General features: G+C 66.4%; 24 protein-coding genes. 1 reads left to right on the forward strand and 23 read right to left on the reverse strand.

Translation table 11 applies throughout. The features are described 5' to 3' along the window. Positions 1–38 precede the first annotated feature (38 nt). From miaA to hrcA, 23 genes are all read right to left on the reverse strand, one after another. Positions 39–971, reverse strand: coding sequence for a tRNA (adenosine(37)-N6)-dimethylallyltransferase MiaA (gene miaA / locus FB464_RS08040; RefSeq protein WP_116414327.1), 933 nt, complete (start codon positions 969–971; stop codon positions 39–41). A gap of 11 nt (positions 972–982) precedes the next feature. Beyond that, a complete protein-coding gene (gene miaB / locus FB464_RS08045; RefSeq protein ID WP_116414326.1) occupies positions 983–2,587 on the reverse strand; it encodes a tRNA (N6-isopentenyl adenosine(37)-C2)-methylthiotransferase MiaB in 1,605 nt (534 codons plus the stop codon). Positions 2,588–2,667: 80 nt separating this feature from the next. Then, positions 2,668–3,351: a regulatory protein RecX gene (locus tag FB464_RS08050; RefSeq protein WP_116414325.1), complete on the reverse strand. Its 684-nt coding sequence runs from the start codon at positions 3,349–3,351 to the stop codon at positions 2,668–2,670. An 80-nt stretch (positions 3,352–3,431) separates the two neighbouring features. Beyond that, positions 3,432–4,556 carry a recombinase RecA gene (gene recA, locus FB464_RS08055; RefSeq protein ID WP_116414324.1) on the reverse strand — a complete coding sequence of 375 codons (1,125 nt, stop codon included), beginning with the start codon at positions 4,554–4,556 and terminating at the stop codon, positions 3,432–3,434. A 316-nt stretch (positions 4,557–4,872) separates the two neighbouring features. Beyond that, positions 4,873–5,097, reverse strand: coding sequence for a DUF3046 domain-containing protein (locus tag FB464_RS08060; RefSeq protein ID WP_116414323.1), 225 nt, complete (start codon positions 5,095–5,097; stop codon positions 4,873–4,875). 3 nt (positions 5,098–5,100) lie between these two features. Further along, the gene (locus FB464_RS08065; protein WP_116414322.1) at positions 5,101–5,409 is read right to left on the reverse strand and encodes a helix-turn-helix domain-containing protein; all 309 of its coding nucleotides are present in this window, start codon (positions 5,407–5,409) and stop codon (positions 5,101–5,103) included. Between the two features lie 132 nt (positions 5,410–5,541). Continuing rightward, positions 5,542–6,072, reverse strand: coding sequence for a CinA family protein (locus tag FB464_RS08070; RefSeq protein ID WP_342780668.1), 531 nt, complete (start codon positions 6,070–6,072; stop codon positions 5,542–5,544). Next, complete coding sequence (gene pgsA, locus FB464_RS08075) at positions 6,069–6,689, reverse strand: CDP-diacylglycerol--glycerol-3-phosphate 3-phosphatidyltransferase (protein WP_116414321.1); 621 nt, start codon at positions 6,687–6,689, stop codon at positions 6,069–6,071. Before pgsA ends, FB464_RS08070 begins: the two co-directional genes overlap by 4 nt. A 4-nt stretch (positions 6,690–6,693) precedes the next feature. Beyond that, positions 6,694–9,732: an FtsK/SpoIIIE family DNA translocase gene (locus FB464_RS08080; protein ID WP_116414320.1), complete on the reverse strand. Its 3,039-nt coding sequence runs from the start codon at positions 9,730–9,732 to the stop codon at positions 6,694–6,696. Between the two features lie 262 nt (positions 9,733–9,994). Beyond that, complete coding sequence (locus tag FB464_RS08085) at positions 9,995–10,486, reverse strand: hypothetical protein (RefSeq protein ID WP_142206652.1); 492 nt, start codon at positions 10,484–10,486, stop codon at positions 9,995–9,997. 427 nt (positions 10,487–10,913) lie between these two features. Continuing rightward, positions 10,914–11,423, reverse strand: a complete 510-nt coding sequence (locus tag FB464_RS08090) for a hypothetical protein (protein WP_116414318.1) — start codon at positions 11,421–11,423, stop codon at positions 10,914–10,916. A 316-nt stretch (positions 11,424–11,739) separates the two neighbouring features. Then, positions 11,740–12,219 carry a hypothetical protein gene (locus FB464_RS08095; protein WP_116414316.1) on the reverse strand — a complete coding sequence of 160 codons (480 nt, stop codon included), beginning with the start codon at positions 12,217–12,219 and terminating at the stop codon, positions 11,740–11,742. A gap of 247 nt (positions 12,220–12,466) precedes the next feature. Continuing rightward, positions 12,467–13,027, reverse strand: coding sequence for a hypothetical protein (locus FB464_RS08100; protein WP_116414315.1), 561 nt, complete (start codon positions 13,025–13,027; stop codon positions 12,467–12,469). 182 nt (positions 13,028–13,209) lie between these two features. Continuing rightward, positions 13,210–14,886: a ribonuclease J gene (locus tag FB464_RS08105; protein ID WP_116414314.1), complete on the reverse strand. Its 1,677-nt coding sequence runs from the start codon at positions 14,884–14,886 to the stop codon at positions 13,210–13,212. A gap of 44 nt (positions 14,887–14,930) precedes the next feature. Continuing rightward, on the reverse strand, positions 14,931–15,914 hold the full coding sequence (gene dapA / locus FB464_RS08110; RefSeq protein ID WP_116414313.1) for a 4-hydroxy-tetrahydrodipicolinate synthase: 984 nt from the start codon (positions 15,912–15,914) through the stop codon (positions 14,931–14,933). Positions 15,915–15,960: 46 nt separating this feature from the next. Continuing rightward, entirely contained in the window at positions 15,961–16,875 is a 915-nt protein-coding gene (era, locus tag FB464_RS08115) for a GTPase Era (protein ID WP_116414312.1), read from the reverse strand. Continuing rightward, on the reverse strand, positions 16,872–18,182 hold the full coding sequence (locus FB464_RS08120; RefSeq protein ID WP_116414311.1) for a hemolysin family protein: 1,311 nt from the start codon (positions 18,180–18,182) through the stop codon (positions 16,872–16,874). The genes era and FB464_RS08120 overlap by 4 nt, the downstream gene beginning before the upstream one ends. After that, a complete protein-coding gene (ybeY, locus tag FB464_RS08125) occupies positions 18,179–18,646 on the reverse strand; it encodes an rRNA maturation RNase YbeY (RefSeq protein WP_116414310.1) in 468 nt (155 codons plus the stop codon). Before ybeY ends, FB464_RS08120 begins: the two co-directional genes overlap by 4 nt. Continuing rightward, a complete protein-coding gene (locus FB464_RS08130) occupies positions 18,643–19,605 on the reverse strand; it encodes a PhoH family protein (RefSeq protein ID WP_246093172.1) in 963 nt (320 codons plus the stop codon). The genes ybeY and FB464_RS08130 overlap by 4 nt, the downstream gene beginning before the upstream one ends. Before the next feature lie 46 nt (positions 19,606–19,651). Beyond that, a complete protein-coding gene (locus FB464_RS08135; RefSeq protein WP_116416517.1) occupies positions 19,652–20,011 on the reverse strand; it encodes an HIT domain-containing protein in 360 nt (119 codons plus the stop codon). A 124-nt stretch (positions 20,012–20,135) separates the two neighbouring features. Continuing rightward, the gene (locus tag FB464_RS08140; protein ID WP_116414308.1) at positions 20,136–20,885 is read right to left on the reverse strand and encodes a 16S rRNA (uracil(1498)-N(3))-methyltransferase; all 750 of its coding nucleotides are present in this window, start codon (positions 20,883–20,885) and stop codon (positions 20,136–20,138) included. A gap of 14 nt (positions 20,886–20,899) precedes the next feature. Then, a complete protein-coding gene (gene dnaJ, locus FB464_RS08145) occupies positions 20,900–22,018 on the reverse strand; it encodes a molecular chaperone DnaJ (RefSeq protein ID WP_116414307.1) in 1,119 nt (372 codons plus the stop codon). A gap of 58 nt (positions 22,019–22,076) precedes the next feature. Next, entirely contained in the window at positions 22,077–23,099 is a 1,023-nt protein-coding gene (gene hrcA / locus FB464_RS08150) for a heat-inducible transcriptional repressor HrcA (protein ID WP_116414306.1), read from the reverse strand. Positions 23,100–23,270: 171 nt separating this feature from the next. Here hrcA and FB464_RS08155 point away from each other — a divergent pair, with 171 nt between their 5' ends. Then, the gene (locus tag FB464_RS08155) at positions 23,271–23,675 is read left to right on the forward strand and encodes a DUF4870 domain-containing protein (RefSeq protein ID WP_116414305.1); all 405 of its coding nucleotides are present in this window, start codon (positions 23,271–23,273) and stop codon (positions 23,673–23,675) included. The last annotated feature ends 20 nt before the right edge of the window (positions 23,676–23,695 follow it).

Raw genomic sequence — 23,695 nt, forward strand, 5'->3', positions numbered from 1 at the left:
CACCAGCCTAGAGGCTCCCGCTCAGGGCCTGTGCGAGCTCAGCCGGCCGGTGTCCAGATGCTCGCCAGAACGCCGTCGACGAGTGCCTCGTCGTCGGCCTCGAACCAGCGCGCGTCGCGGTAGCGCTTGAACCAGCTCACCTGGCGCCGGGCATACCGCCGGGTCAGTGCCTGCGCCTCGGCGATCGCGGCCTCGCCTGTGGCAGTTCCGTGCAGTTCGGCGAGGGCCTGCGCGTAGCCGATGGCCCGCCGTGCCGTGCTGCCGTCTTCGAGGCCCAGCGGCACCAGGGCTTCGACCTCCGCGAGGAGTCCCTCCCGCCACATCCGTTCGACCCGCCGGTCGAGACGTTCGACGAGCAGCTCCCGCGGGTGCCGGAGCGCGACGACGACCGTGTCACGCCACCAGACGGGCTCGTCGGGCAGCTGTCCCGTCACCGGCCTGCCCGTCAGCTCGATCACTTCGAGCGCCCGGACGACCCGCCTGGCGTTGTGCTGGCCGATGGATGTCGCAGCCTCCGCATCGGCCGCCTTCAGCCGCTGCCACAGCACCCCGAGACCACTCTGCTCGAGCTCTGCCTCCAGTCGCGCCCTGACCGCCTCGTCACGCACGGGGAACTGGAAGTCGTAGATCACCGAGGAGACGTAGAGACCGGAGCCGCCGACCAGGATCGGGACGGAACCTCTCGCCCGGATGTCGTCGATCGCCGCCCGCGCATCGCGCTGGTACTCAGCGACGGAGCCGTCTTCTGTCACGTCGAGCACGTCGAGCAGGTGGTGCGGGATGCCCCGCCTCTCCTCGGGCGTCAGTTTCGCTGTGCCGATGTCCATGCCGCGGTACAGCTGCATCGCATCGGCGTTGACGATCTCCGCGGGATGCCCGCTCGCGATCAGGCTCTCAGCAAGGCCGAGCGAGAGTTCGGACTTGCCGGTGCCGGTCGCCCCGACCACCGCCACCAGCTCGGGGAGGTACACGTGCCCCGGTCTCAGCGCAGGTCGTCGGCGAGATCGTAGATCGGGCTGGTCGCCACCCGGAGGCCGGGGAGGCCGAGGGAGACGCGGCCCTTGGCAGCGCCGCCGACGGCCGCGCCGTGCGAACGGGCACCGTCGCCCGTGGCGGGAACGGCGCACGAGTCGGACTGGTCCCGTTCCCAGGCGTCGCCGGCGCGGGTGCGGCGCACCTCGAGCGGGGCGCCGTCCACAGAGTCAGCGATCAGGTAGTACGGCTTCGCGCCGGTGACCTCGACAGTGACGACATCACCGGGACGCGGCACCGCCGACCCATCGGGCACGTCGAAGTGCACGAGCCGGCTGTCTTCGGCGCGCCCGCTCATCCGCTGGGTGTCGGAGTCCTTGCGGCCCTCGGCGGCGACAAGGAGCTCGACGCGTCGACCGACGACCTTCTCGTTCTCCTCCCAGGCGATCCTGTCCTGCAACGCCGTCAGGCGCTCATACCGCTCCTGCACGATCTCCTTCGGAACCTGGTCGGACATGGTCGCCGCCGGCGTACCCGGCCTGATGGAGTACTGGAAGGTGAAGGCCGTTGCGAAACGCGCCTGCTCGACGACCCGGAGCGTGTCCTGGAAGTCCTCCTCGGTCTCGCCGGGGAACCCGACGATGATGTCGGTACTGATCGCTGCGTGCGGCATCCGTGCCCGCACGCGGTCGAGGATGCCGAGGAACTTCTCGGAGCGGTACGAGCGCTTCATCGCCTTCAGGATGCGGTCGGATCCGGACTGGAGCGGCATGTGCAGCTGCGGCATCACGGCTGGCGTCTCAGCCATGGCGTCGATCACGTCGTCGGTGAAGGCGGCCGGGTGCGGACTGGTGAAGCGGATCCGTTCGAGCCCGGGGATCGTGCCCGCTGCGCGGAGCAGTTTGCCGAAGGCCTGCCGGTCGCCGAACTCGACACCGTAGGAATTGACGTTCTGGCCGAGGAGAGTGACCTCGATGGCCCCGTCGTCGACGAGAGACTGGATCTCCCGCAGCACCTCGCCCGGCCGGCGGTCCTTCTCCTTGCCGCGGAGGGACGGCACGATGCAGAACGTGCAGGTGTTGTTGCAGCCGACGGAGATGGAGACCCAGCCGCTGTAGCTGGAGTCGCGCTTCGTCGGAAGCGTCGAGGGGAATGTCTCGAGCGAATCGAGGATCTCGATCTGCGCTTCGTCGTTGTGCCGGGCCCGCTCCAGGAGGCTCGGCAGCGCCCCCATGTTGTGGGTGCCGAAGACGACGTCGACCCATGGGGCCTTCGACAGGATGACCGACTTGTCCTTCTGGGCGAGGCAGCCACCGACGGCGATCTGCATGCCCTCGTGACGTTTCTTGACAGAGGCGAGGAAGCCGAGGTTGCCGTAGAGCTTGTTGTCGGCGTTCTCGCGCACGGCGCAGGTGTTGATGACGACGACATCAGGATCGCCCGACTGGTCGCGAACGTACCCTGCCGCCTCCAGCGAACCGCTCAGACGTTCGGAGTCGTGCACGTTCATCTGGCAGCCGTAGGTGCGGACCTCATAGGTGCGGGCCCGCCCCGACTCACCCGCTGCGGCAGCGGAGGGCAGGATGATCGTCGGGGCTTCGCTCACGCTACTCATAGTGACCCCAGTCTACGTTCGGGCTGCCGATCGCATCCTCCGCACCCTCCGCACGCCCGTCGAGGGCGGACAGCGGACGGTCAGCGGAACCTCACCCCGCGCGCCTGCGGGGTGAGGGCCGCACTGACAGCGGTGCGGATGATCGTCGACGGGTATCCCTTGCGCATCAGGAATGACGTCAGCCGTCTCTCTGCCGTGGCGGCGTCGAGCCGCGCGAGGGACGGTGCGCGCTTCTCAGCGAGCTCGGTCGCACGTTGCAGTTCGTCGTCGTCGTCGAGCGCCTCGAGTGCAGCGGAGATGATCTCCTGCTGGATGTGCCTCGCCGACAGCTCCGCCTTGATCTGCGACCGACCGAAGCCCTTCCGCCGGTGGAGTGACTCCACCAGGTTCTCGGCGAGGTCGTAATCGTCGATGTAACGGTTGCTGCGGTACCGCTCCAGGAACAGCTCGAGCTCGTGTTCCTCGACACCGTTGGTGGTGAGCAGCCGGCTCACCTCCCACTCGGAGAGACCCTTGCGGGCCAGGGCACGCACGACGATGTTCTCGAGGAACGCCGCGCGCTCCCCCTCGCTCATCGGCTCCTCGTCGTCGTCTTCCGGCTCCTCGACGAAGACGGGCGTGCGACCCGGGCGGCGACCCGGGGTGGCAGGAGGCTCAGCTGGAGCCTCTACGGACTCCTCCTCCGACCACCACACGGTGGGAAGCGCCTTCGCCGGTGATTCGACGACCGCTGGCGCGACGACGGACGAGTCTGCACTCGTCACCCCGGCACCTTCGGGGGACGGCGCCGCCGCCTCAGCAGGCGGCACCACCCCAGGCAGGTACGTGACTCTGGCGACCACGACTAGGCGCTCTTGCGCGCAGCAGCCGTCTTCACGGGCGCAGCCTCGACGGACGCAGCACCCGCACCTGCAACGGCACCCGCGGCACCCTTCGCATCGGCGGCAGGCACAGCCTTCGGCGCGTTCGGGTCTGCAAGCAGCCCGAGCTTGATCTTGATCTTATTCTCGATCTCAAGAGCCACATCCGGGTTCTCTTTGAGGAAGCGGCGCGAGTTCTCCTTGCCCTGGCCGAGCTGGTCGCCGTCGTAGGTGTACCAGGCGCCGGACTTGCGCACGATCTCGTGCTCGACACCGAAGTCGATCAGGCTGCCCTCCCGCGAGATGCCGATGCCGTAGATGATGTCGAACTCGGCCTGCTTGAAGGGCGGTGCCATCTTGTTCTTGACGACCTTGACGCGGGTGCGGTTACCGACGGCCTCCGTGCCCTCCTTCAGCGTCTCGATGCGACGGATGTCGAGGCGGATCGAGGCGTAGAACTTGAGCGCCTTACCACCGGCCGTGGTCTCGGGGCTGCCGAAGAAGACCCCGATCTTCTCGCGGAGCTGGTTGATGAAGATCATGGTGGTGTTCGTCTGGTTCAGGCCACCGGTCAGCTTGCGGAGCGCCTGCGACATGAGCCGGGCCTGGAGACCCACATGGGAGTCACCCATCTCGCCCTCGATCTCCGCCCGTGGCACGAGTGCGGCCACGGAGTCGATGACGATCAGGTCGATCGAGCCCGAGCGGACGAGCATGTCGGCGATCTCGAGCGCCTGCTCCCCCGTGTCAGGCTGGGAGACGAGCAGGGCATCGATGTCCACGCCGAGCTTCTTCGCGTATTCGGGGTCGAGCGCGTGCTCGGCGTCGATGAACGCGGCGATACCGCCGTCGCGCTGTGCGTTGGCGATGGCGTGGAGGGTCAGTGTGGTCTTACCCGACGACTCCGGACCGTAGATCTCGACGATGCGGCCACGCGGAAGACCACCGATGCCGAGTGCGACATCGAGCGCGATCGAGCCCGTGGGGATCACCTCGACAGGTGCACGGTCATCGCTGCCGAGGCGCATGACAGAGCCTTTGCCGAACTGGCGGTCGATCTGGGCGAGGGCGGTTTCGAGAGCTTTCTCACGAGTTGCGTCTGAGGGCATGTGCTGTCTCCTTGAATCAGGTGCTCGCCCGACCCGGATAATTGTTCTTCCGGATCTGCGCCGCGTACGGTGCGCCTATAGGCTGTCGCGCCCTTTGCTCCGACGCCCCTCTCGGGCGACTCGCTCAGGCTGACGACAAGGCATATCAGCAGGTGTTGCTTACCTCGACCACGTTACGGAGACCCACCGACACTGTCGGGAGCGGGCATCCAATCTGTGGAGAAAGGCCGAGAAACGTCTGCTGTGAAGGAGACTACGCGCTTCGAACACATCTTCGATAAATCCGTGCGGCGTGTTGCGCCATTCGAACACAGTTCTAGGAACGGGGCTGCGGGAGACCGACGCCGTACCAACGACTCTGGGGAACGTCGGCGGCGCGGCAGAGCGCAAGCCACACCTCACGGGCATCCTCACCCGCGCTGATCGCCTGCTCTGCCGTGCGGCCGTCGAATTCGGCCAGAACGAGATCGCCGGTCACCACCCGGCCGTAGCCGGCACCGAACTCGTCGAGCACGGCCTGCCGGAATTCACTGACGCGCACCGCTTAGCGGGCCGCCAGGGACGCATCGAAACCCGCAACGAACTCGTCGGGCACAGTGTCGGGGATCGTGTCGATTCCCTCGATCACGGCAAGGCGATCGCCCACTTCACGCATGATCACGGAGATCGGGGTGTCGAGGGCTTCGGCCACCGAAGCGAGAATCTCGCTCGATGCCTCTTTCTGCCCACGCTCGACCTCACTGAGGTAACCGAGCGCGACACTGGCCTTGCTCGCGACCTGACGAAGGGTTCTGCCCTTCTGAAGACGGAAGTCCCGCAGCACGTCGCCGATTTCTTGACGAACCAAAATCATCGGAGCCTCCTTAGCTTTCCTGTCCAGTCGATATCGCGTACCACAAACTCTAAACGACCCAGACTGGACTTTCGTCGTTAATGACAACAGGTGTAACGAGATCGAAACGTGAGTCATTCCCGCGTGACCGGCTCAGAGCTGTGCGCTCAGGATCCGCACGGCCTCGCCGACCGTCGCCGCGCGGATCTGGCCGCGGTCTCCGTCGAGGTGCAGCGCGAAGCTGCGGGTGCGCCCGGCCAGGGAGATCCCAATGAACACGGTGCCTTCAGGGTGTCCGTCCTGGGGACCCGGGCCTGCGACCCCCGTCGTGGAGATGCCGATCGATGCCGGTGAGCCGTCGACGGCGAGCGCATGCCGAACGCCCTCGGCCATCTGTTCGGCGACCTCCGGGTGCACGGGGCCGTGTTTTCGGAGCAGCTCGCCGTCCACTCCGAGCACGGAGGCCTTGACAGCCGTGTTGTAGGCGACTACTCCGCCGTACACGACGTTCGAGGCACCGGCCGGGCGGATGAGTTCGGCGACCAGGAGACCCCCGGTGAGCGATTCCGCCACAGCGATCGTCTCGCCACGCTGGTGCAGGTCGGCCAGCAGTCGGGCGGTGAGATCGCCGCCCTCGTCCGTGTCGTCGGTGATTCCCCCGGACGCGGCACCGGAGCCGGTCACGCTGAAGTGTTTCCCGCCTTCGCGGCGCGGTTCAGCTTTCGGTCCTGGTAGAGGTAGTCGATGCCCGTGATCACCGTCAGCACGAAGGCGATCGACATGAAGACGATGTTCACCACGTTGATCCAGGAACCGACCACCTGTTCGAGGGGAAGCAGGGCGAGCGAGATCGCGATCGACTGGGCGAGCGTCTTCAGCTTGCCACCACGGGAAGCGGGGATGACCCGACGCTTGATCACGGCGAACCGGAAGACGGTGATGCCGACCTCGCGCACGAGGATGATGATCGTCACCCACCACGGCAGTTCGGCGAGGATCGACAGACCGACCAGCGCCGCGCCTGTCAGTACCTTGTCGGCGATCGGGTCGAGGATCTTGCCGAGATCGGTGACCTGGTTGTTCTTGCGGGCCAGGTGGCCGTCGATCCCGTCGGTCGCGATCGCCAGGATGAAGAGGATCGCAGCCAGGTAGCGCACCACCCCGTCGGAGCCGTTGTCGGCCAGAAGCATGATGAAGAAGACCGGCGCGAGCAGGATCCGGATGATCGTGATGGCGTTCGGCAGGTTCCAGTTGCTGGGCTTCGGCGCGGCCGCGGCCTGGGCTTCGGGCGTATTCGTCATGGTGCTACTCTCTGCCGGTGAGGCCCCACGCGTCTTCATCCGTGTCGCCCTCCACTTCAGGATAGCCGGGGCCCGGCTCCGCGAGAGGATCGCTGTAGTCCATCTGGTCGGTGCCGTAACCGGCCGCGGGCGACAGTCCGGCCGCGGGAGCGCCCTGCGACGGCTGTGACGGGCCAGCTGGCGATGAGGGTGCCGCAGCGGCATCCGACCCGCGGAGCATCGCCAGCACCTCAGGCAGCTGGTCGGCGGTCACCAACACATCGCGGGCCTTCGAACCCTCGGATGGGCCGACGATCTCGCGCGATTCGAGCAGGTCCATCAGGCGTCCGGCCTTCGCGAAGCCGACCTTCAGTTTGCGCTGCAGCATCGAGGTCGAACCGAACTGCGTGTTGACGACCAGCTCGGCCGCCTGCAGCAGCACTTCGAGGTCGTCACCGATGTCCGAGTCGATCTGCTTCGAGGCTGCGGCGGCCGTGACATCCTGCCGGTACTCCGGCCTCGCCTGGCGCGTGACGTGCTCGACGACCTTGGCGATCTCGGACTCGCTCACCCACGCACCCTGCACACGGATCGACTTCGAGGCGCCCATCGGGAGGAACAGGGCGTCGCCCTGCCCGATCAGTTTGTCGGCACCGGGCTGGTCAAGAATGACCCGCGAGTCGGTGACGCTCGTGACCGCGAACGCGAGGCGCGACGGCACGTTCGCCTTGATGAGGCCCGTGACGACGTCGACGCTCGGGCGCTGGGTGGCCAGCACGAGGTGGATTCCGGATGCCCGTGCCAGCTGGGTGATGCGCACGATCGAATCTTCGACGTCGCGGGGGGCGACCATCATGAGGTCGGCGAGCTCGTCGACGACGATCAGCAGGTACGGGTAGGGCTTCAGCACGCGGCTGCTGCCGGCGGGGAGCACGAGCTCCTTGTTGACGACGGCGCGGTTGAAGTCGTCGATGTGACGGAACCCGAAACTCTCGAGGTCGTCGTACCGCATGTCCATCTCCTTCACGACCCAGGCCAGCGCTTCGGCGGCCTTCTTCGGGTTCGTGATGATGGGCGTGATCAGGTGCGGAACACCCTGGTAGGCGGTGAGCTCGACACGCTTCGGGTCGATGAGCACCATCCGCACCTCGGCGGGCGTGGCGCGCATCAGGATGCTCGTGACCATGGAGTTCACGAAGCTCGACTTGCCCGAGCCCGTGGAACCGGCGACGAGGAGGTGGGGCATCTTCGCGAGGTTCGCGATGATGAACTTGCCCTCTACGTCTTTGCCGACGCCGATCGTCATGGGGTGCGTGTCGTTCGTCGCCTTGGCGGAACGGAGCACGTCGCCGAGCACCACGATCTCGCGGTCGGTGTTCGGGATCTCGATGCCGATCGCGCTCCGGCCCGGGATGGGCGACAGGATGCGCACCTCGTTGCTCGCGACCGCGTACGAGAGATTCTTGCTGAGCGCTGTGACGCGCTCGACCTTCACGCCCGGGCCGAGCTCGATCTCGTAGCGGGTGACGGTCGGGCCGCGCGAGAATCCGGTGACCTTCGCGTCGACCTGGAACTGCGACAGCACGTCGGTGAGCGCCCGGACGATGTCGTCGTTGGCCTGCGAACGGGCCTTCGAGGGTTCGCCGAGGGCCAGACTGCCGACCGGGGGCAGCGAGTAGTTCAGCGCTTCGAGTTCTTTGACTTCGGCGAGCGGGATGAACGTGTCGTCGGGCGACAAGCCCGGCAGGGCATCCGGAACCGCGGTCGCCGCCGTGGGGAACGGCTTCGTGGCGGGAACGGCGCCGGCTGCGGCTGCTCCAACGGCACCCGCGGCGCCAGAGGTCTCGCCGAAGAGCACGCCGGTGAAGGAGGCGCTGTCGCCGGCCGCGTCGTCGCGGATGCCCGTGGCAGACTTCGTGCCGGGGAGCACCTCGCCCGTGAAGCGCCTGACTGCCTGCTCGGCCGCCTCCATGTCGCCGAGCAGTGCGGCGTCGAAACCGCGGCTCTCGTCGATCGTGCGATCGATCACTTCTGTGGGCGGCGTGCGGTCTTCGACGTGGATCGGCGCGGGGCCGACCGCGGTGGTCGGGATGATCGGCGAATCGAAGGCCGGATCCTCCTCGCGCCCGCTCTTGTTTCGTCGCCACCAGGGCAGCGATTCGTCATTCACGTGGTCGAAGTCGAGTTCGAGGTCGCCGGTGTGCTCGACATTCCTGCCGCGACCCGCCCGCGGAACCTTCGGTTCGCGGTCCTCCCGCGACTCCGGAGCCTCGCCGAAAGCGGCACCGAACAGGTAGGCGTACAGCTCACGAGAACGCGAGGCCAGCTTGTTCGGCGGAGTCTTCGTGATGATGAAGAGCGAAAGCAGGAGCAGTGCGCAGACCACGATCGTCGCGCCGATGGGCGTGATGATGAGGATGAGCGGGGCGGCGATCACCCAGCCGAACACTCCGCCGGCTGTGGCGAGCGACTCCATGCCCTCCGCGGGGTACGGCTCGCCGCCGAAGATGTGGCAGAGGCCCGAGACCATGAGGAGCAGGATGCCGAGACCGATGCCGATGCGGCCGTTGTCGTTGACGGAATTCGGATGCCGGAACAACCAGATCGCAAGGAGAAGCATGACCACGGGCAGGGCGTAGGCCACCCGGCCGAAGAGGCCGCCGAACGTGTAGGCGTCGAGCAGGTTCGCCACGGGACTGGCGACGAGGAACCACTCGATCACGGCCCCCGCGACAGCGAGCAGGAACAGCAGGAACGGGAACCCGTCGCGGCGCTCCTCCTTGGCGAGCTTCTCGTGCCCGAAGGCGCGCGCCGCTCCCCCGACCAGGTGCGCGAGGCCCAGCCACATCGTGGTGAAGATGCCGGGGCCCTCGCTCTCGACAGGGAACTTCAGCGTCTTCTGCGTGGCGGTGGCCTGCTGTTTCGCCGGAGTCTTCGCGGGCGCGCGTCGCCCGCCGTTCGCGCCGCCGCCATTGCCGCCGCCGGCCGCGCCGGCACCGCTCGCGCCGCCTCGCCCGCCTGCCGCGCCGCGCGCGCGGGAGTTCGCCCTGGTACTCGTAGCCATGCGCTTACGCTACTGCGCGCCCCTGTCACTGCCCCCGCGGCGCACCGCGCGGCCCTGAACTTCGCTCATCGGAGCCGCCTCACAGCCGGCCCCGCAGACGCAACAGGCCCTGCATGCGCCGCCGGGCCGGTGCTGACCCCGCACGTGAGTACGAAAGCGGCGGCTGCCGTCCGCGCCATCCGCTCTGCTTGACAGGTGATTGAGGAGGAATAGTCTGACATCGGCGTCCTTCCCCGAGTTCTCCTAGAAAAGTCGTCGCCGCTCAGAGCCCGCCCAACCTGTTGTAGACCACGTTGTCGATTCCACTGACCCACACTTCAGTCTCTCCGGGGTTGTTCACCATCGTGACCGGGTTGAAGACCAGGGGATGCGCCTCATTGCTGACGTACCCGTCGACGAGGCAGCGATGTCCTACCTCGGTAAGCGGCAGTTCCACGGCGAAACGCAGAATGGTGGGACTAGACGTGCCCTGCAGCGGGGTATCGAAGAGTTGCCCGTCGTCGCAGGTGAGTCGGAGATGCACTGCGGCCGGGTCGAGTGTGGATCGGAGGTTCACGACACCCTGGACTGTCGGCCTGCGGGTGGTGTCAACGGGCTGCGGCACGGTGAAGAGGCTGACTCGCAGGGTGGTGCCTGTCGGGGGCGCTGGGTCTACGGCAGATGCCGTTGCGACACTGCCTCCCACCACCAGGGCTGTCGACACTGCCCCGACAACACCGAGTTTCAGCAGCATCTTGGATGATTTATTGAACATGTGATGGGTCCTCCCGTAGTTGTTCATAAGAGAGACGTCAAAAACGAGCATCCATTACGCGGATTCGACGGAGTTCTTTCGACAGAGACGCCGAGGGCCCGCTCGCACTACGCGAGCGGGCCAAGGGCGATGAGCAGACGAAAACTACGCCTCGATGTCGACCGGCACGATTGCAGATCATCCGGGCCGAGTAGTCGCTCAGCAAGAAGGATGAGCCGGCCCCGCTGATGAGCCCCTGTACGGGAACCAGATCCGCTCCCCCGTTCTGCGCCGGGGTCTGCACGACGAAGCGAACACTGCGCCCGCGATGCGGCGGTCGGTGGAGTGGGATCAAGGAGTCATGGGGGTCCTCTCGGTTGTCATACACGAGAGACGCCGAAGGCCCGCTCGCAGTACGCGAGCGGGCCGAACCCGGCACGGCGCCTTTCTACAGGCCGCCACTCGCACTCTTGACGATCGTCTTCGAAGCGAACTGGAGCCGGGGCTGGTCGCTCTCATCAGGCTTGTTCCACGGCTTCTCGAAAGTGAGCGCGCGACCTGTCGGTGCAACTCCGTGGATGACACAGGTATGACCTACTTCGGCAATCGGGATCGTGCCGTAGAACTGGGCACCGTCGAGGCGCCCATATCGAACATCACCCGGCCAGAACGACGTCCCCTCAACAAGCACAGTGGCGCCGTCGTCACACGTGAAATAGACGCCGTAAGCTGCGATATTGTCGGTGGTTGACGAAGCCTTGTATTCGCCCAGGAATTCGACCGACCTGGCCCCTGGAAGACTCCCAGAGGGGACGATGAACGACTGGTCGGAGCTCGTCGTCGCGGTCGGCGCGACGGGGCTGGCTGTAGCCGGTGTTGCACCCGCCAGGCCGAGCCCGATGGTTGCAGCGGCTACGCAGACGACGGCCGCGGTGGTCTTGATGGATCGGCGATTCATATCAGAACTTTCTGTAGGGATTGTGTGGTCTACAGGAAGAGAGCCCAGAAACACCGATCCATTACGACAGTTCTGCAGAAAACATTGCCCCGAACGCGCAAAGGGCCCGCCCGCACTACAAGCAGGCACGTGTGCCCCGCTTCGGTCAGCGGCGCGGCCGGTCCGGCGTGCGCCGCGGCGCCGCTGCCGAGGACCAGCGCCAGGAAGGCGGCGGCAGCAGTCAACATCTGGCTCGCGCAACGGACGGTTCGGCGATTGTTGTCTGGCATCGGGTCTCTGGCGCGTGACTGCTGGGGAACCGGGATCACGCCGGACGTCACAGGCCCCCACTGTGCGACGGAGTGACAATCGTTCCGTAGAGGTATGTAGTCTGCTTACCCGATCCGCCGCTCACGAACGGGGCGGTCCAGATCACTTTCCGGTCGTCATTCGTCACAGCCTCGAAGACGCACGTGTGGCCCACTTCGTCGAGCGCCAGGCGCGCTTCGAATTCGATCTGCCGGTCGTGCACGAGGAAGGGGTAGACCATGTAGCTCCGTCCTCCGAAGCACGCCAGCGAGAACGTGAAGTCCGATGTGCTGACGCCCGGCCTGCGGCCGAAGTCGAAAGATCCTTTGAGCCGTGCGAAATCGCGATCATCGGGGCCGGGGTCCGGAACGACGAACGTCGCGATCGACTCCGTTCCTGAGACGGGAGGGGCGTCTGGACCGGCAGACGCCGACAACGGAACTCCCGTCGCGACAATCACCAGCCCGAGGATTCCCGAGACGGACAATGACAGGGGCTTGCGGGACATGGCACATCCATTCTGAGGTGATGACTGAATCGTCGGTTACAGGAAGAGAGTCGACTTCGCCCCTTTCATTACGCGAGTTTTCTCCCAGCTACGCCAGCCCGCCCGACTTTCCGAGAATTGCTAACGGCTGTTCCCTTTCGCCGCGCGGAGGAATACCTCCGAACGCAAAGGGCCCGCCCCGCGCTAAGCGAAGCGGGCCCCCAGGGTCGGCAGTGGACAGCTCGGCGTTCTCAGCTGCAGCTCTTGCTCACAGCCCGCCCGTGCTGCTGACCGGTATAACGCCCGCACCGAAATCGAGGGCGCTGGTCATCACGTCGGAGTTCGTGCTCGCAAGATAGTCATCCAGTTTTGGAGCCCCGAAGACGAGCGAGCGTCCTGCGGGGGAAGTCCCGTGAATAGTGCAGATCTTCCCCTGCTCGGAAACAGGAATGGCCCCGCCGAACCACACACCATGAAGACCCTGAGTGTCGTAACTGACGCTCACAGGCACGACCAGTCCGTCATCACAGGTCATTGACACCCCGTAGGACCTGGAACTGTCCTCGGGGAGCCACAACAGGTTGACAATGCCGAATATCTTGAGCGGTTCGTCCGGATTGATGTAATCGCTGGGAACCACGAACGACTGGTTGGGCGAAGTGGTGACCGGCGGGGCCGTCGGTGCAGGCTCGGGGGCCTGGGGGCCCGGCTGGGGGAACGGCACGTGAACCGGGTGGGCAGAAGCCATCGATGCTCCCGAGAAGACGAGAGAGGCTGTCGCAGCGGCAATGAGACCCGCTGTCGCGAGCCGCCTGAATCTGTGGGTCATGGAAATTTCCTTCTGTTGATGTACAAAGGCGTGGTCATCAGAAGAGAGTCGAGAGAGCAGGATCCATTACGGCGGTCTTTCACACATTCTGCTCAGTCACATCGAACGGTCAGGTTCGAAATGCCTGAAGGCCCACTCGCGTGTGCGAGCGGGCCTTCAGCGACACCGAAACGAGAAGCGACCTACGCCTCGATGACGACCGGCACGATCATCGGGCGGCGACGGAGCGAGGTGTTGACCCAGCGGCCGGCCGTGCGACGCACGACCTGCTGCAGGGCGTGCGTGTCGCGGGTGCCGTTGCCGACGGCCTCGGCGAGGGCCGCAGCGATCTTCGGCTTGACCTTGTCGAAGACCGAGTCGTCTTCGGCGAATCCCTTGGCGTGGATCTCGGGACCGACCACGATGCGGCCGGTACCCGCCTCGATGACGACGATGACCGAGATGAAGCCCTCCTCGCTGAGCACGAGGCGGTCCTTCAGGTCGTCGTCTGTGACCTCGCCGACGGTCTGGCCGTCGACGTACACGAAGCCGAGGTCGTACTGGCCCACAACCGTCGCGATACCGTCGCGCAGGTCGACGACGGTGCCGTCGTCGGCGAGGATTGTGTTGCGCGCCGGGACGCCGGTCTCGATGGCGAGCTGGGCGTTCGCCACGAGGTGACGGTACTCACCGTGCACCGGCATCACGTTCTTCGGCTTCAGGATGTTGTAGCAGTACAGCAGCTCACCGGCCGCGGCGTGACCGGAGACGTGCACCTTGGCGTTGCCCTTGTGCACGACGGTCGCACCGAGCTTGGTCAGGCCGTTGATCACGCGGTAAACCGCGTTCTCGTTGCCGGGGATGAGCGAGGAGGCGAGGATGACCGTGTCACCCGGCCCGACCTCGATCTGGTGTTCGAGGTTGGCCATGCGCGAGAGCACGGCCATCGGCTCACCCTGCGAACCGGTCGACATGTAGACGATCTTGTCGTCGGGGATGTCGTTCGCCTTCTTGAAGTCGACGAGCACGCCGTCAGGGACCTTGAGGTAGCCGAGTTCTTCGGCGATGCCCATGTTCCGCACCATGGAGCGGCCGAGCAACGCCACGCGGCGCCCATTGGCGTGTGCGGCATCCAGAACCTGCTGCACGCGGTGCACGTGCGACGAGAAGCTCGCGACGATGACCCGGCGCGGCGCCTTCGCGATGACGCTTTCGAGCACGGGGCCGATGGTGCGCTCCGAGGGCGTGAAGCCGGGTACGTCGGCGTTGGTCGAGTCGACGAGGAACAGGTCGACGCCGGCCTCGCCGAGCCGCGCGAAGGCACGGAGGTCGGTGATGCGGTTGTCGAGCGGGAGCTGGTCCATCTTGAAGTCGCCGGTGTGCAGCACGACTCCGGCCACCGTCTTGATGGCGACGGCCAGGGCATCCGGGATCGAGTGGTTCACGGCCACGAATTCGAGTTCGAAGGGCCCCATCTTCTCGATCTGGCCCTCTTCGACCTGGAAGGTGTACGGCTTGATGCGGTGCTCTTTGAGCTTCGCCTCGACGAGGGCGAGCGTCAGGCCCGATCCGATCAGGGGGATGTCGTTCTTGAGGCGCAGCAGGTAGGGAACCGCTCCGATGTGGTCTTCGTGACCGTGGGTGAGCACGATGCCGACCACGTCGTGCAGGCGGTTCTTGACGAGCGAGAAGTCGGGCAGGATCAGGTCGACGCCGGGCTGGGTCTCTTCGGGGAAGAGCACTCCGCAGTCGACGATCAGCAGCTTGCCGTTGATCTCGAAGACGGTCATGTTGCGGCCGATCTCGCCGAGGCCGCCGATCGGGATGACCCGCAGGGTGTCCTTCTCAAGGGGACGGGGTTCGTATGACGTGTTGGGCATATGCCCTCCTAAAGTGTGTGTTGAGTTGTGAGAAGCGCCGCGTTCTAGCGGGTCGTGCCAGGAATCTTGGGCAGCGCGCCACCGGCGGCTGCGTTTCTGTCGGGTCGGAAGTTGGTGAAGCTGACCCCGGGGATGCTCCGCACGAGGTCGATCTCGTCTTCGATCTTCGCGGCCTCCCACTCTTCGGGGCCGACGAGCGGGAGCCGCACGCGCGGGCTCGAGATGCGGCCGAGGCCGTGCAGGATGTACTTCACCGCGACCGTGCCGGGCACGTGCGTCATCGTCGCCCGTACGAGCGGCTCGAGCGCCTGGTGCATCTTCGTGGCCGTGGTGAGGTCGCCCGCGTTCACGGCATCGATCATGATGCGGTACGGCCGGGCCGCGATGTTGTTGGTCACGCCGATGAGGCCCGTCGCGCCGATCGAGAGCGCAGGCAGCACGTTGGAGTCGTCGCCCGAAAAGTACATCAGGTCGGTCTGGTTCAACACCCGGCTGACCTCGCTGAAGTCGCCCTTCGCGTCTTTGATGGCAAGGATGTTGGGGTGCTTCGCCGCGCGCAGGATGGTGTCGTACGTGATGGGGATGCCCGTACGCCCGGGGATGTCGTACAGGATGACCGGCAGATCGGTCGCGTCCGCGATCATCCGGAAGTGCGTCAGCACACCTGCAGGGGTGGGCTTGTTATAGTACGGAGTGACGACGAGGTTGCCGTCGGCGCCGGCCTTCTCGCTCTGTTTGGCGAGCTGCATGGCGTGCGCGGTCTCGTTCGAGCCACCGCCTGTGATGATCTTGGCGCGGCCGTCGGCCACCGACTTGCCGACCTCGACGAGCCGGACCTTCTCAGCGTCGGTGAGGGTGGATGTCTCACCCGTCGTGCCCGTGACGACGATGCCGTCGGCACCATCGGTGATCACGGTGTCGATGTGCTTCTCGACGCTGGCCCAGTCGACTTCGCCGTCGGCGGTGAACGGGGTGACCAGGGCGACGAGCACCTGGCCGAACGGGTTCTCGGGGTTCGTTGCAGCCACGCTTACAGGTTAGCGGTCAATGCGGGCGTGTCGCGTCGCAGGGACCTCAGAAGCCGAGCCTGCCCAGCTGTTTGGCATCCCGCTGCCATTCTTTGGCGACCTTGACGCGGATGCTGAGGAACACCTGCTTGCCGACGAGCGGCTCGATGGAGGCCCGGGCCCGCGCCCCGACCTCACCGAGGCGGCCTCCCGACTTGCCGATGATGATGCCCTTCTGGCTGTCGCGCTCGACGAACAGGTTCGCGTAGATCTCCACGAGGTCGCGGTCGTCCCGCTCGATCATGTCGTCGATGGTCACCGCGATGGAGTGCGGGAGTTCATCCTGCACCCCTTCGAGCGCCGCCTCGCGGATCAGCTCGGAGATGCGCGCCTCGAGGCCTTCGTCGGTGGTCTGGTCGTCGGGGTAGAGCTTCTCTGAGCGGGGCAGGAGTTTGATCAGCTCGGCGGTGAGAATGTCGAGCTGCAGGTTGCTGGTCGCGGAGATCGGGATGATCGCCTCCCACGGGCGGAGCTCCGAGATCGCCAGCAGCTGTTCGGCGACGGCGGGGCGGGAGGCCGCGTCGATCTTGGTGACGATCGCGACCTTCTTGGCCTTCGGAAAAGCGTCGAGCTGCTCGTTGATGAACCGGTCGCCCGGCCCCAGCTTCTCGTCGGCCGGGACGCAGAACCCGATCACGTCGACGTCGCCGAGCGTCGACTGCACGACAGCGTTCAACCGCTCGCCGAGGAGGGTGCGCGGGCGGTGCATACCGGGGGTGTCGACGAGGATGAGCTGGCCGTCGGGCCGGTGCACCACGCCACGGATGGCGCGGCGGGTCGTCTGCGGCTTCGACGAGGTGATGGCGATCTTCTCGCCGACGAGGGCGTTGGTCAGTGTCGACTTGCCGACGTTCGGCCTGCCGACGAAGGAGATGAACCCTGCGCGGAAGTCGGGGTCGGTGACGATGTCGGAGCCGATCATCGGGGGTCCTTTTCGATGGGGGTGAGCGAGGGAGAGGAGGGGGCTTCGGCATCGCGGCTGACCAGCACGGTGCTGATGCGCCGGCGTCGGTCGGTGCGTTCCGCGGTGAGGGTGAGGCCGGCGACGTGGGCGACGGAGCCCGGAACCGGAAGTCGGCCGAGGGCCTTGCCGAGCAGCCCGCCGACGGAGTCGACGTCGTCGTCGTCGAGTTCGAGGCCGAAGAGTTCGCCGAGTTCGTCGACAGCCAGCCGGGCGCTGACCCGGTACTCGCCGAACGCGAGCTCCTCGACTTCGACGTTCTCCCGGTCGTACTCGTCGGAGATGTCGCCGACGAGCTCTTCGATGAGGTCTTCCATGGTGACGAGACCGGCGATCCCGCCGTACTCGTCGACCACCATGGCGAGGTGGTTCGATTCGAGCTGCATCTGGCGGAGCGTGTCGTCGACCTTCTTCGACTCCGGAATGAACAGGGCCGGCCGCGCGAGGCTGTCGGCGGTGACGATGTCAACCTGCTTCGGCTTCTCGTATGTGAGCCGCGCGGCATCGCGGAGGTAGAGCACGCCGATGATCTCGTCGACGCTGCCCTGCACCACGGGCATCCGGCTGACCCCCCGGCTGAGGAAGAGGCCCATGCTCTGGCCCACGGAGGCATCGTGCTCGACGGTCACCATGTCGGTGCGTGGCAGCATCACCTCACGCACCACTGTGTCGTTGAACTCGATGATCGAGTGGATGAGCTCCCGGTCGTCTTCCTCGAGGACGTCGAGCTCGGTGGCCTCATCGACCATGCTGAGCAACTGCTCCTCCGATGAGAACGAGGCGGAGCGCACCCGGCCGGGTGTCACCCGGTTGCCGATGAGCACCAGGGCGTTCGCCACCGGGCCGAGCAGCACCCGCAGGAAGTGCACCGGCAGGGCGCTGACCACGAGCACTCCCCGTGCGTGCACCCGGCCGACGCTCCGCGGGCTCGATCCGACGAGCACGAACGACACGCCGGTCATGATGAGGATGGCGAGCAACAGCGCGACCCAGATCTGTTCGAAGGTCGCTGAGAGAGCGATCGTCACCAGCACGGCAGCGGATGTCTCGGCCACGACCCGCACGAAGTTGACGACGTTGATGTGCGCGCCGGTGTCTTCGGCGATCGCCCGGATCGACCGTTTCGACCGGGCGCGTTCCGCGAGGTCGAGGATGTCTGCGCGCGAGAGCGAGGCCATCGCCGAGTCTGCCGACGCGAAGAAGCCGCCGAGGGCGACCAGCACCAGCGCGATCGCGATGAACGGGCCGACAGAGGGGAGAGTGGTCATGTGCGGCGGCGGCGCTCCTTCATGGCGAATCCGACGAGGATGTCGCCCTGGATTCCGAACATCTCTTTCTCTTCGTCAGGTTCTGCGTGGTCGAAACCGAGCAGGTGGAGGATGCCGTGGGTCGTCAGCAGCAGCAGCTCTTCGAGGGTCGAGTGGCCGGCGGTCTGCGCCTGGCCCTCGGCGACCTGCGGGCAGAGCACGACGTCGCCGAGAAGACCGGCCGGGGTCGGTGCCTCTTCGGTGCCGGGACGCAGTTCGTCCATCGGGAAGCTGAGCACGTCGGTGGGGCCGGGTTCGTCCATCCACTGCACGTGCAACTGTTCCATCGCGGCCTCGTCGACCAACACGATCGCCAGCTCGGCGTCGGGATGCACGTGCATCTGCTCGAGCGCGTACGACGACAACCGCAACAACGCGTTCTCGTCGACCGGGATCGACGACTCGTTGTTCACTTCGATGCTCATGCGCGTTCTCCTCGCCGGGCTGCGGCGCTGTCTCGTTTGGCCAACTGGATCTGGTCGTACTTGGTGTAGGCGTCGACGATCTGGCCCACCAGGGTGTGCCGCACGACGTCTTCACTGGTCAGCGTAGCGAAGTGGATGTCCTCGATCCCGTCGAGCACGCCGCGGACGACCTGCAGGCCACTCGTTCCGAGGGGCAGGTCGATCTGCGTGATGTCGCCGGTCACGACCATCCGTGAACCGAAACCGAGCCGGGTGAGGAACATCTTCATCTGCTCGGGCGTCGTGTTCTGTGCCTCGTCGAGCACGATGAACGAGTCGTTGAGCGTTCGGCCCCGCATGTAGGCGAGCGGAGCGACCTCGATGGTGCCCGTCGCCATCAGCTTCGGCACGATCTCGGGGTCCAGCATTTCGTTCAGCGCGTCGAAGAGCGGCCGGAGGTACGGGTCGATCTTGTCGGTCAGGGAGCCGGGCAGGTAGCCGAGCCGTTCGCCGGCCTCGACCGCCGGTCGGGTCAGGATGATGCGGTTGACCTCTTTGCGCTGCAGCGCCTGCACGGCCTTGGCCATCGCCAGATAGGTCTTGCCCGTTCCCGCCGGGCCGATACCGAAGACGATCGTGTTCTCGTCGATCGCGTCGACGTACTTCTTCTGGCCGAGCGTCTTCGCGCGCACCGTCTTGCCTCGGCTGGAGACGATGGGCTCGCCGAGCGCCGCCGACGGCGACATCGAGCTGCCCGCATCGAGCATGCGCGCCGAGGCCGTGACCTCGATCTCGGTGAGCTCCTCGTTGCCGTTCCGCACCATCTCGACGAGTTCGTCGACGAGCCGGCGAGCCGCTTCGACGTCGGTGTTCGGCCCCTGCAGGGTGATCTGGTTGCCCCGCACATGGATGCTCACGGCCGGGTACTGCTTCTCGACCAGGGTGACCAACCGGTCTTGGGGGCCGAGCAGGCGCACCATCGCCAGGCCGTCGACCTGGATGACGGCATCGGAGGTGGTGGTGTTCTCAGAACGTGGCAAGTGAACCTTCCTGGAGATCGCCCGACAGAACGTGGGCATGGACGTGGAAAACGGTCTGGCCGGCTCCGGCGCCGGTGTTGAAGATGAGGCGGAAGTCACCGTCGGAGTGCTCGGCGGCCAGCTGGTTCGCAACCTCCACGACCTCTGCGAGGAGACCCGGGTCGCCCGCTGCCAGCTCGACGACGTTCGCGTACTGCTCGGTCTTCGGCACGACGAGCAGGTGCACCGGTGCCTTCGGAGCGATGTCGGTGAAGGCGATGACACGGTCGGTCTCGGCGACGATGGTGGCGGGGATCTCCCTCCGCACGATGCGGGTGAAGATCGACGGCTCTGGGGTCTCTGGCATGCTCACATCTTAAGCCGGGCCACTGACAACGGGCCGGGCCTTCTGCTGTGGGCGTAGCGCGGATCGCGCGGCCGGGGCGGGCGGCGCGGTCGGGCAGCCGACACGGTCGTGGCAGCCGGCGCGGTCAGCTCCAGGTGCCGAGCCTCACGTTCAGCACCGCGATCGCGACCGGGCCTGCTGTCGAGGTGCGGAGGATGCCCGTGCCGAGCTTCACCCGCACAGCCCCCGCCGCCTCGAGGGCATCGAGTTCGCCCGGGGCGATGCCGCCCTCCGGTCCGACGACGAGCACGATGTCGCTGCCGCCTACGTCGTCGCCCAGGTCGGCCGCGGTGAGCGACAGCTCTGCGGTCGGGTCGAGCACGAGCATCCGGGAGCCCGAAGCCAGCGACGCGAGCTCTTTCGTCGACAGCAGGTCGCCGACCTCGGGCACCCAGGCCTGGATCGACTGCTTGGTCGCCTCGCGCACGATGGCGCGCCAGCGGTCGAGGCCCTTGGCGATCTTCGGTCCGACCCAGCGCGACACCGAGCGCTCGGCAGCCCACGGCGAGACGACGGCCACACCCAGTTCCGTCGCGGCCTGCACCGCCAGCTCGTCCCGGTCGCCCTTCGCGAGCGCCTGCACGAGGTGGATGCGGTGCGGCGTCGGTGAGACGACCTCGACCTCGGTGACGGCGATGCTGAGAACCGAGCTCGACACCGCGATGACCGGACCGCTCACGACGAGGCCCCGGCCGTCTCCGATCGACGTCGCCTCGCCGACCCGGATGCGGTTCACCGTCACGGCGTGCTTCTGCTCCTCGCCGTGCAGCGACACGACGTCGCGCACCTCGTGCGGGATCGACGCCAGATCTTCACGGATGAACAGGGAACTCATCGACCGGTCGCCGCTCAGGCGTTCATGAAGCGGTCGCGGAGCTTCGAGAAGAGTCCCTGCTGGAACTGCCCGAGCGACGGCGCCGGGTACTTGTGCGCCGAAGCGAGCTGCTTCATGAGCTCCTTCTGCTTGTGGTCGAGCTTCGTGGGAGTGACGACCTGCACTCCGATCTTCAGGTCGCCCCGGCCGCCGCCCCGCAGCTTCGTCACGCCGCGCGACTTGACCGTCAGCACCTCCGAGCTCTGGATGCCCGGCCGCAGTTCGACCTCGACGTCGCCGTCGAGCGCTTTCAGCGTGGTCGTCGTGCCGAGCACCGCGTCCCACATCTGCACTTCGAGGGTGCAGAGCAGATCGTCGCCGTTGCGGCTGAAGATGTCGTGGTGACGCACCTTGACCTCGAGGTAGAGGTCGCCCTGCGGCCCGCCGGCGGGTCCCACCTCGCCCTGGGAGGGCATCTGCAGGCGGAGGCCGGTGTCGACGCCCGCGGGGATGTCGACGGGAATGGTGCGGCGGGCGCGCACGCGGCCCTGGCCCTGGCAGGTGACGCAGGGGGCCGGGATGATCGTGCCATACCCACGGCAGGTGCCGCAGGGCGAGCTCGTCATCACGTTGCCGAGCAGCGAACGCACGGTGCGGGAGATCTGGCCCGTTCCGTGGCAGATGTCGCACGTCACCTCATGCGTGCCCGGCTGGGCGCAGGAACCCTGGCAGGTCTCGCAGAGGATCGCGGTGTCGACCTCGAGGTCGCGGTGGGTGCCGAAGATGACCTCGCTGAGGTCGACCTCGACGCGGAGCAGGGCGTCCTGCCCGCGTTCGGCACGCGAGCGGGGGCCGCGCTGGCCGCCCTGCTGCCCGCCGAAGAAGGTCTCGAAGATGTCGCCGAAACCGCCGAAACCCTGGGCTCCGCCGCCACCGCCGCCGAAACCGGCCTGCGGTCCGCGATCGTAGCTCTGGCGCTGCCCGGGATCGCTCAGCACGTCATAGGCGTGGGTCACTGCCTTGAAGCGCTCCTCAGCATCCGGAGCAGAGTTCACGTCAGGGTGCAGTTCGCGGGCGAGCCGACGGTAGGCCTTCTTGATCTCGTCGGGGGTCGCGGTGCGTTCGACACCGAGAACGTCGTAGTGGTCAGCCACGAAGGGCTTCTCCTTTGTTTGGTGAGTGAAGGGGAAAGTGTGGAGGAATATTCCGGGGCTAGTTCTCGCCCAGGGTCTTCGAGAGGTAGCGGGCGACCGCGCGGACGGCCTGGATGTTCGTGGAATAGTCCATGCGGGTCGGTCCGAGTACGCCGAGCCTCGCCAGCGCGGTGCCGGCCCCGCTGTAGCCGCTCGCGAGCACCGAGGTCTCGGCCAGGCCGAACGGCGCGTTCTCGCGACCGATCCGCACCGACATCCCGTGCTGGTCGGCCTGCATCTCGCTGAACAGCCGAAGCAGCACGACCTGCTCCTCGACGGCCTCGAGCACCGGGAGGATGCTGCCGGCGAAGTCACCCTCGGTGCGGACGAGATTCGCTGCCCCGGCGATGATGAGCTTCTCCTGCCGGTTCGCTGTGACCTGCTCGATGAGCGCCCTGCTGACCGCGGCGACGGAAGCCCGCCGGTCGTGGCTGAACTGGTCGCTGAGCTCGGCGAGGCGCGCGGCCGCGGCATCGAGGCCGAGGCCCGAAGCCGAGGCGTTGGCCTTCGTGCGGAGATCGGCCAGGAACGCGTCGTCGATGTCGGCGGGCACCTCGACGATGCGCTGCTCGACGTGGCCCGTGTCGGTGATGACGACGGTCAGCATGCGAAGGGGTGCCAGGGCGACGACCTCGATGTGGCGCACCTTCGCGGTGGAGAGCGACGGGTACTGCACCATCGCGACCTGCTGGGTGAGCTGGGAGAGCAGGCGCACCGTTCGCGCGAGCACGTCGTCGAGGTCGACGGATGACCCGAGGAACGTCTCGATGGCCTGCCGTTGCGCAGCGGTGAGCGGCTTCAGCTCGGAGAGATGGTCGACGAAGAGCCGGTAGCCCTTGTCCGTGGGGATGCGGCCCGAAGAGGTGTGCGGAGCCGTGATGAGCTCCTCCTCCTCGAGGAGGGCCATGTCGTTCCGGATGGTCGCGGCCGAGACGCCGAAGGAATGCCTGTCGACGATGGACTTCGAGCCGACGGGTTCGCGGGACTCCACATAGTCGTGCACGATGACGCGCAGGACTTCGAGGCTGCGTTCGGAGACCATGACGCCCCACCTTCCTCGACCGGCTTAGCACTCCCGTGATCAGAGTGCCAATTATATAACGACGGATGCGCAAGGTCTGCCCCCGTCGACGACACGCTGAGCATAAATCATTGCCCCGGGCCGGTCACTGGCGCTATCTTGTGCTTATCTCTGCCCAGAAAGGAGACCCCGTTGTCCGATCCGACCGCTTCGCAACCCGCCCAGCCGCCCGCGGCTCCCCTCTCAGCCGAAGACGACAAGCTGTGGGCCAGTCTCTCCCACTTCGGCAACATCATTCCGCTGGTTCCCGCCCTGGTCATCCACCTCGTCTTCAAGGACCGCGGGCCCCGCGTGAGGCAGGAGAGCACGGAAGCCCTCAACTGGACGATCAACGTCACCGCGGCGATCGTCGTGCTGAACATCCTGTCGGCCATCCTCGGTTTCGTCCCGTTCGTGGGCTGGATCCTGGCCCTCCTGCTCGGCCTCGTGCTCTGGGCCGTCGTCATCGTCAACCTCGTCTTCGCAATCATCGGCGGCGTGCGGGTGAACGGCGGCGGCAGCTACCGCTACCCCGTCAACTACCGCTGGATCAAGTAACACCTCCCTTCCCGACGTCC

The organism is Subtercola boreus (assembly GCF_006716115.1).
Classification (GTDB): domain Bacteria; phylum Actinomycetota; class Actinomycetes; order Actinomycetales; family Microbacteriaceae; genus Subtercola; species Subtercola boreus.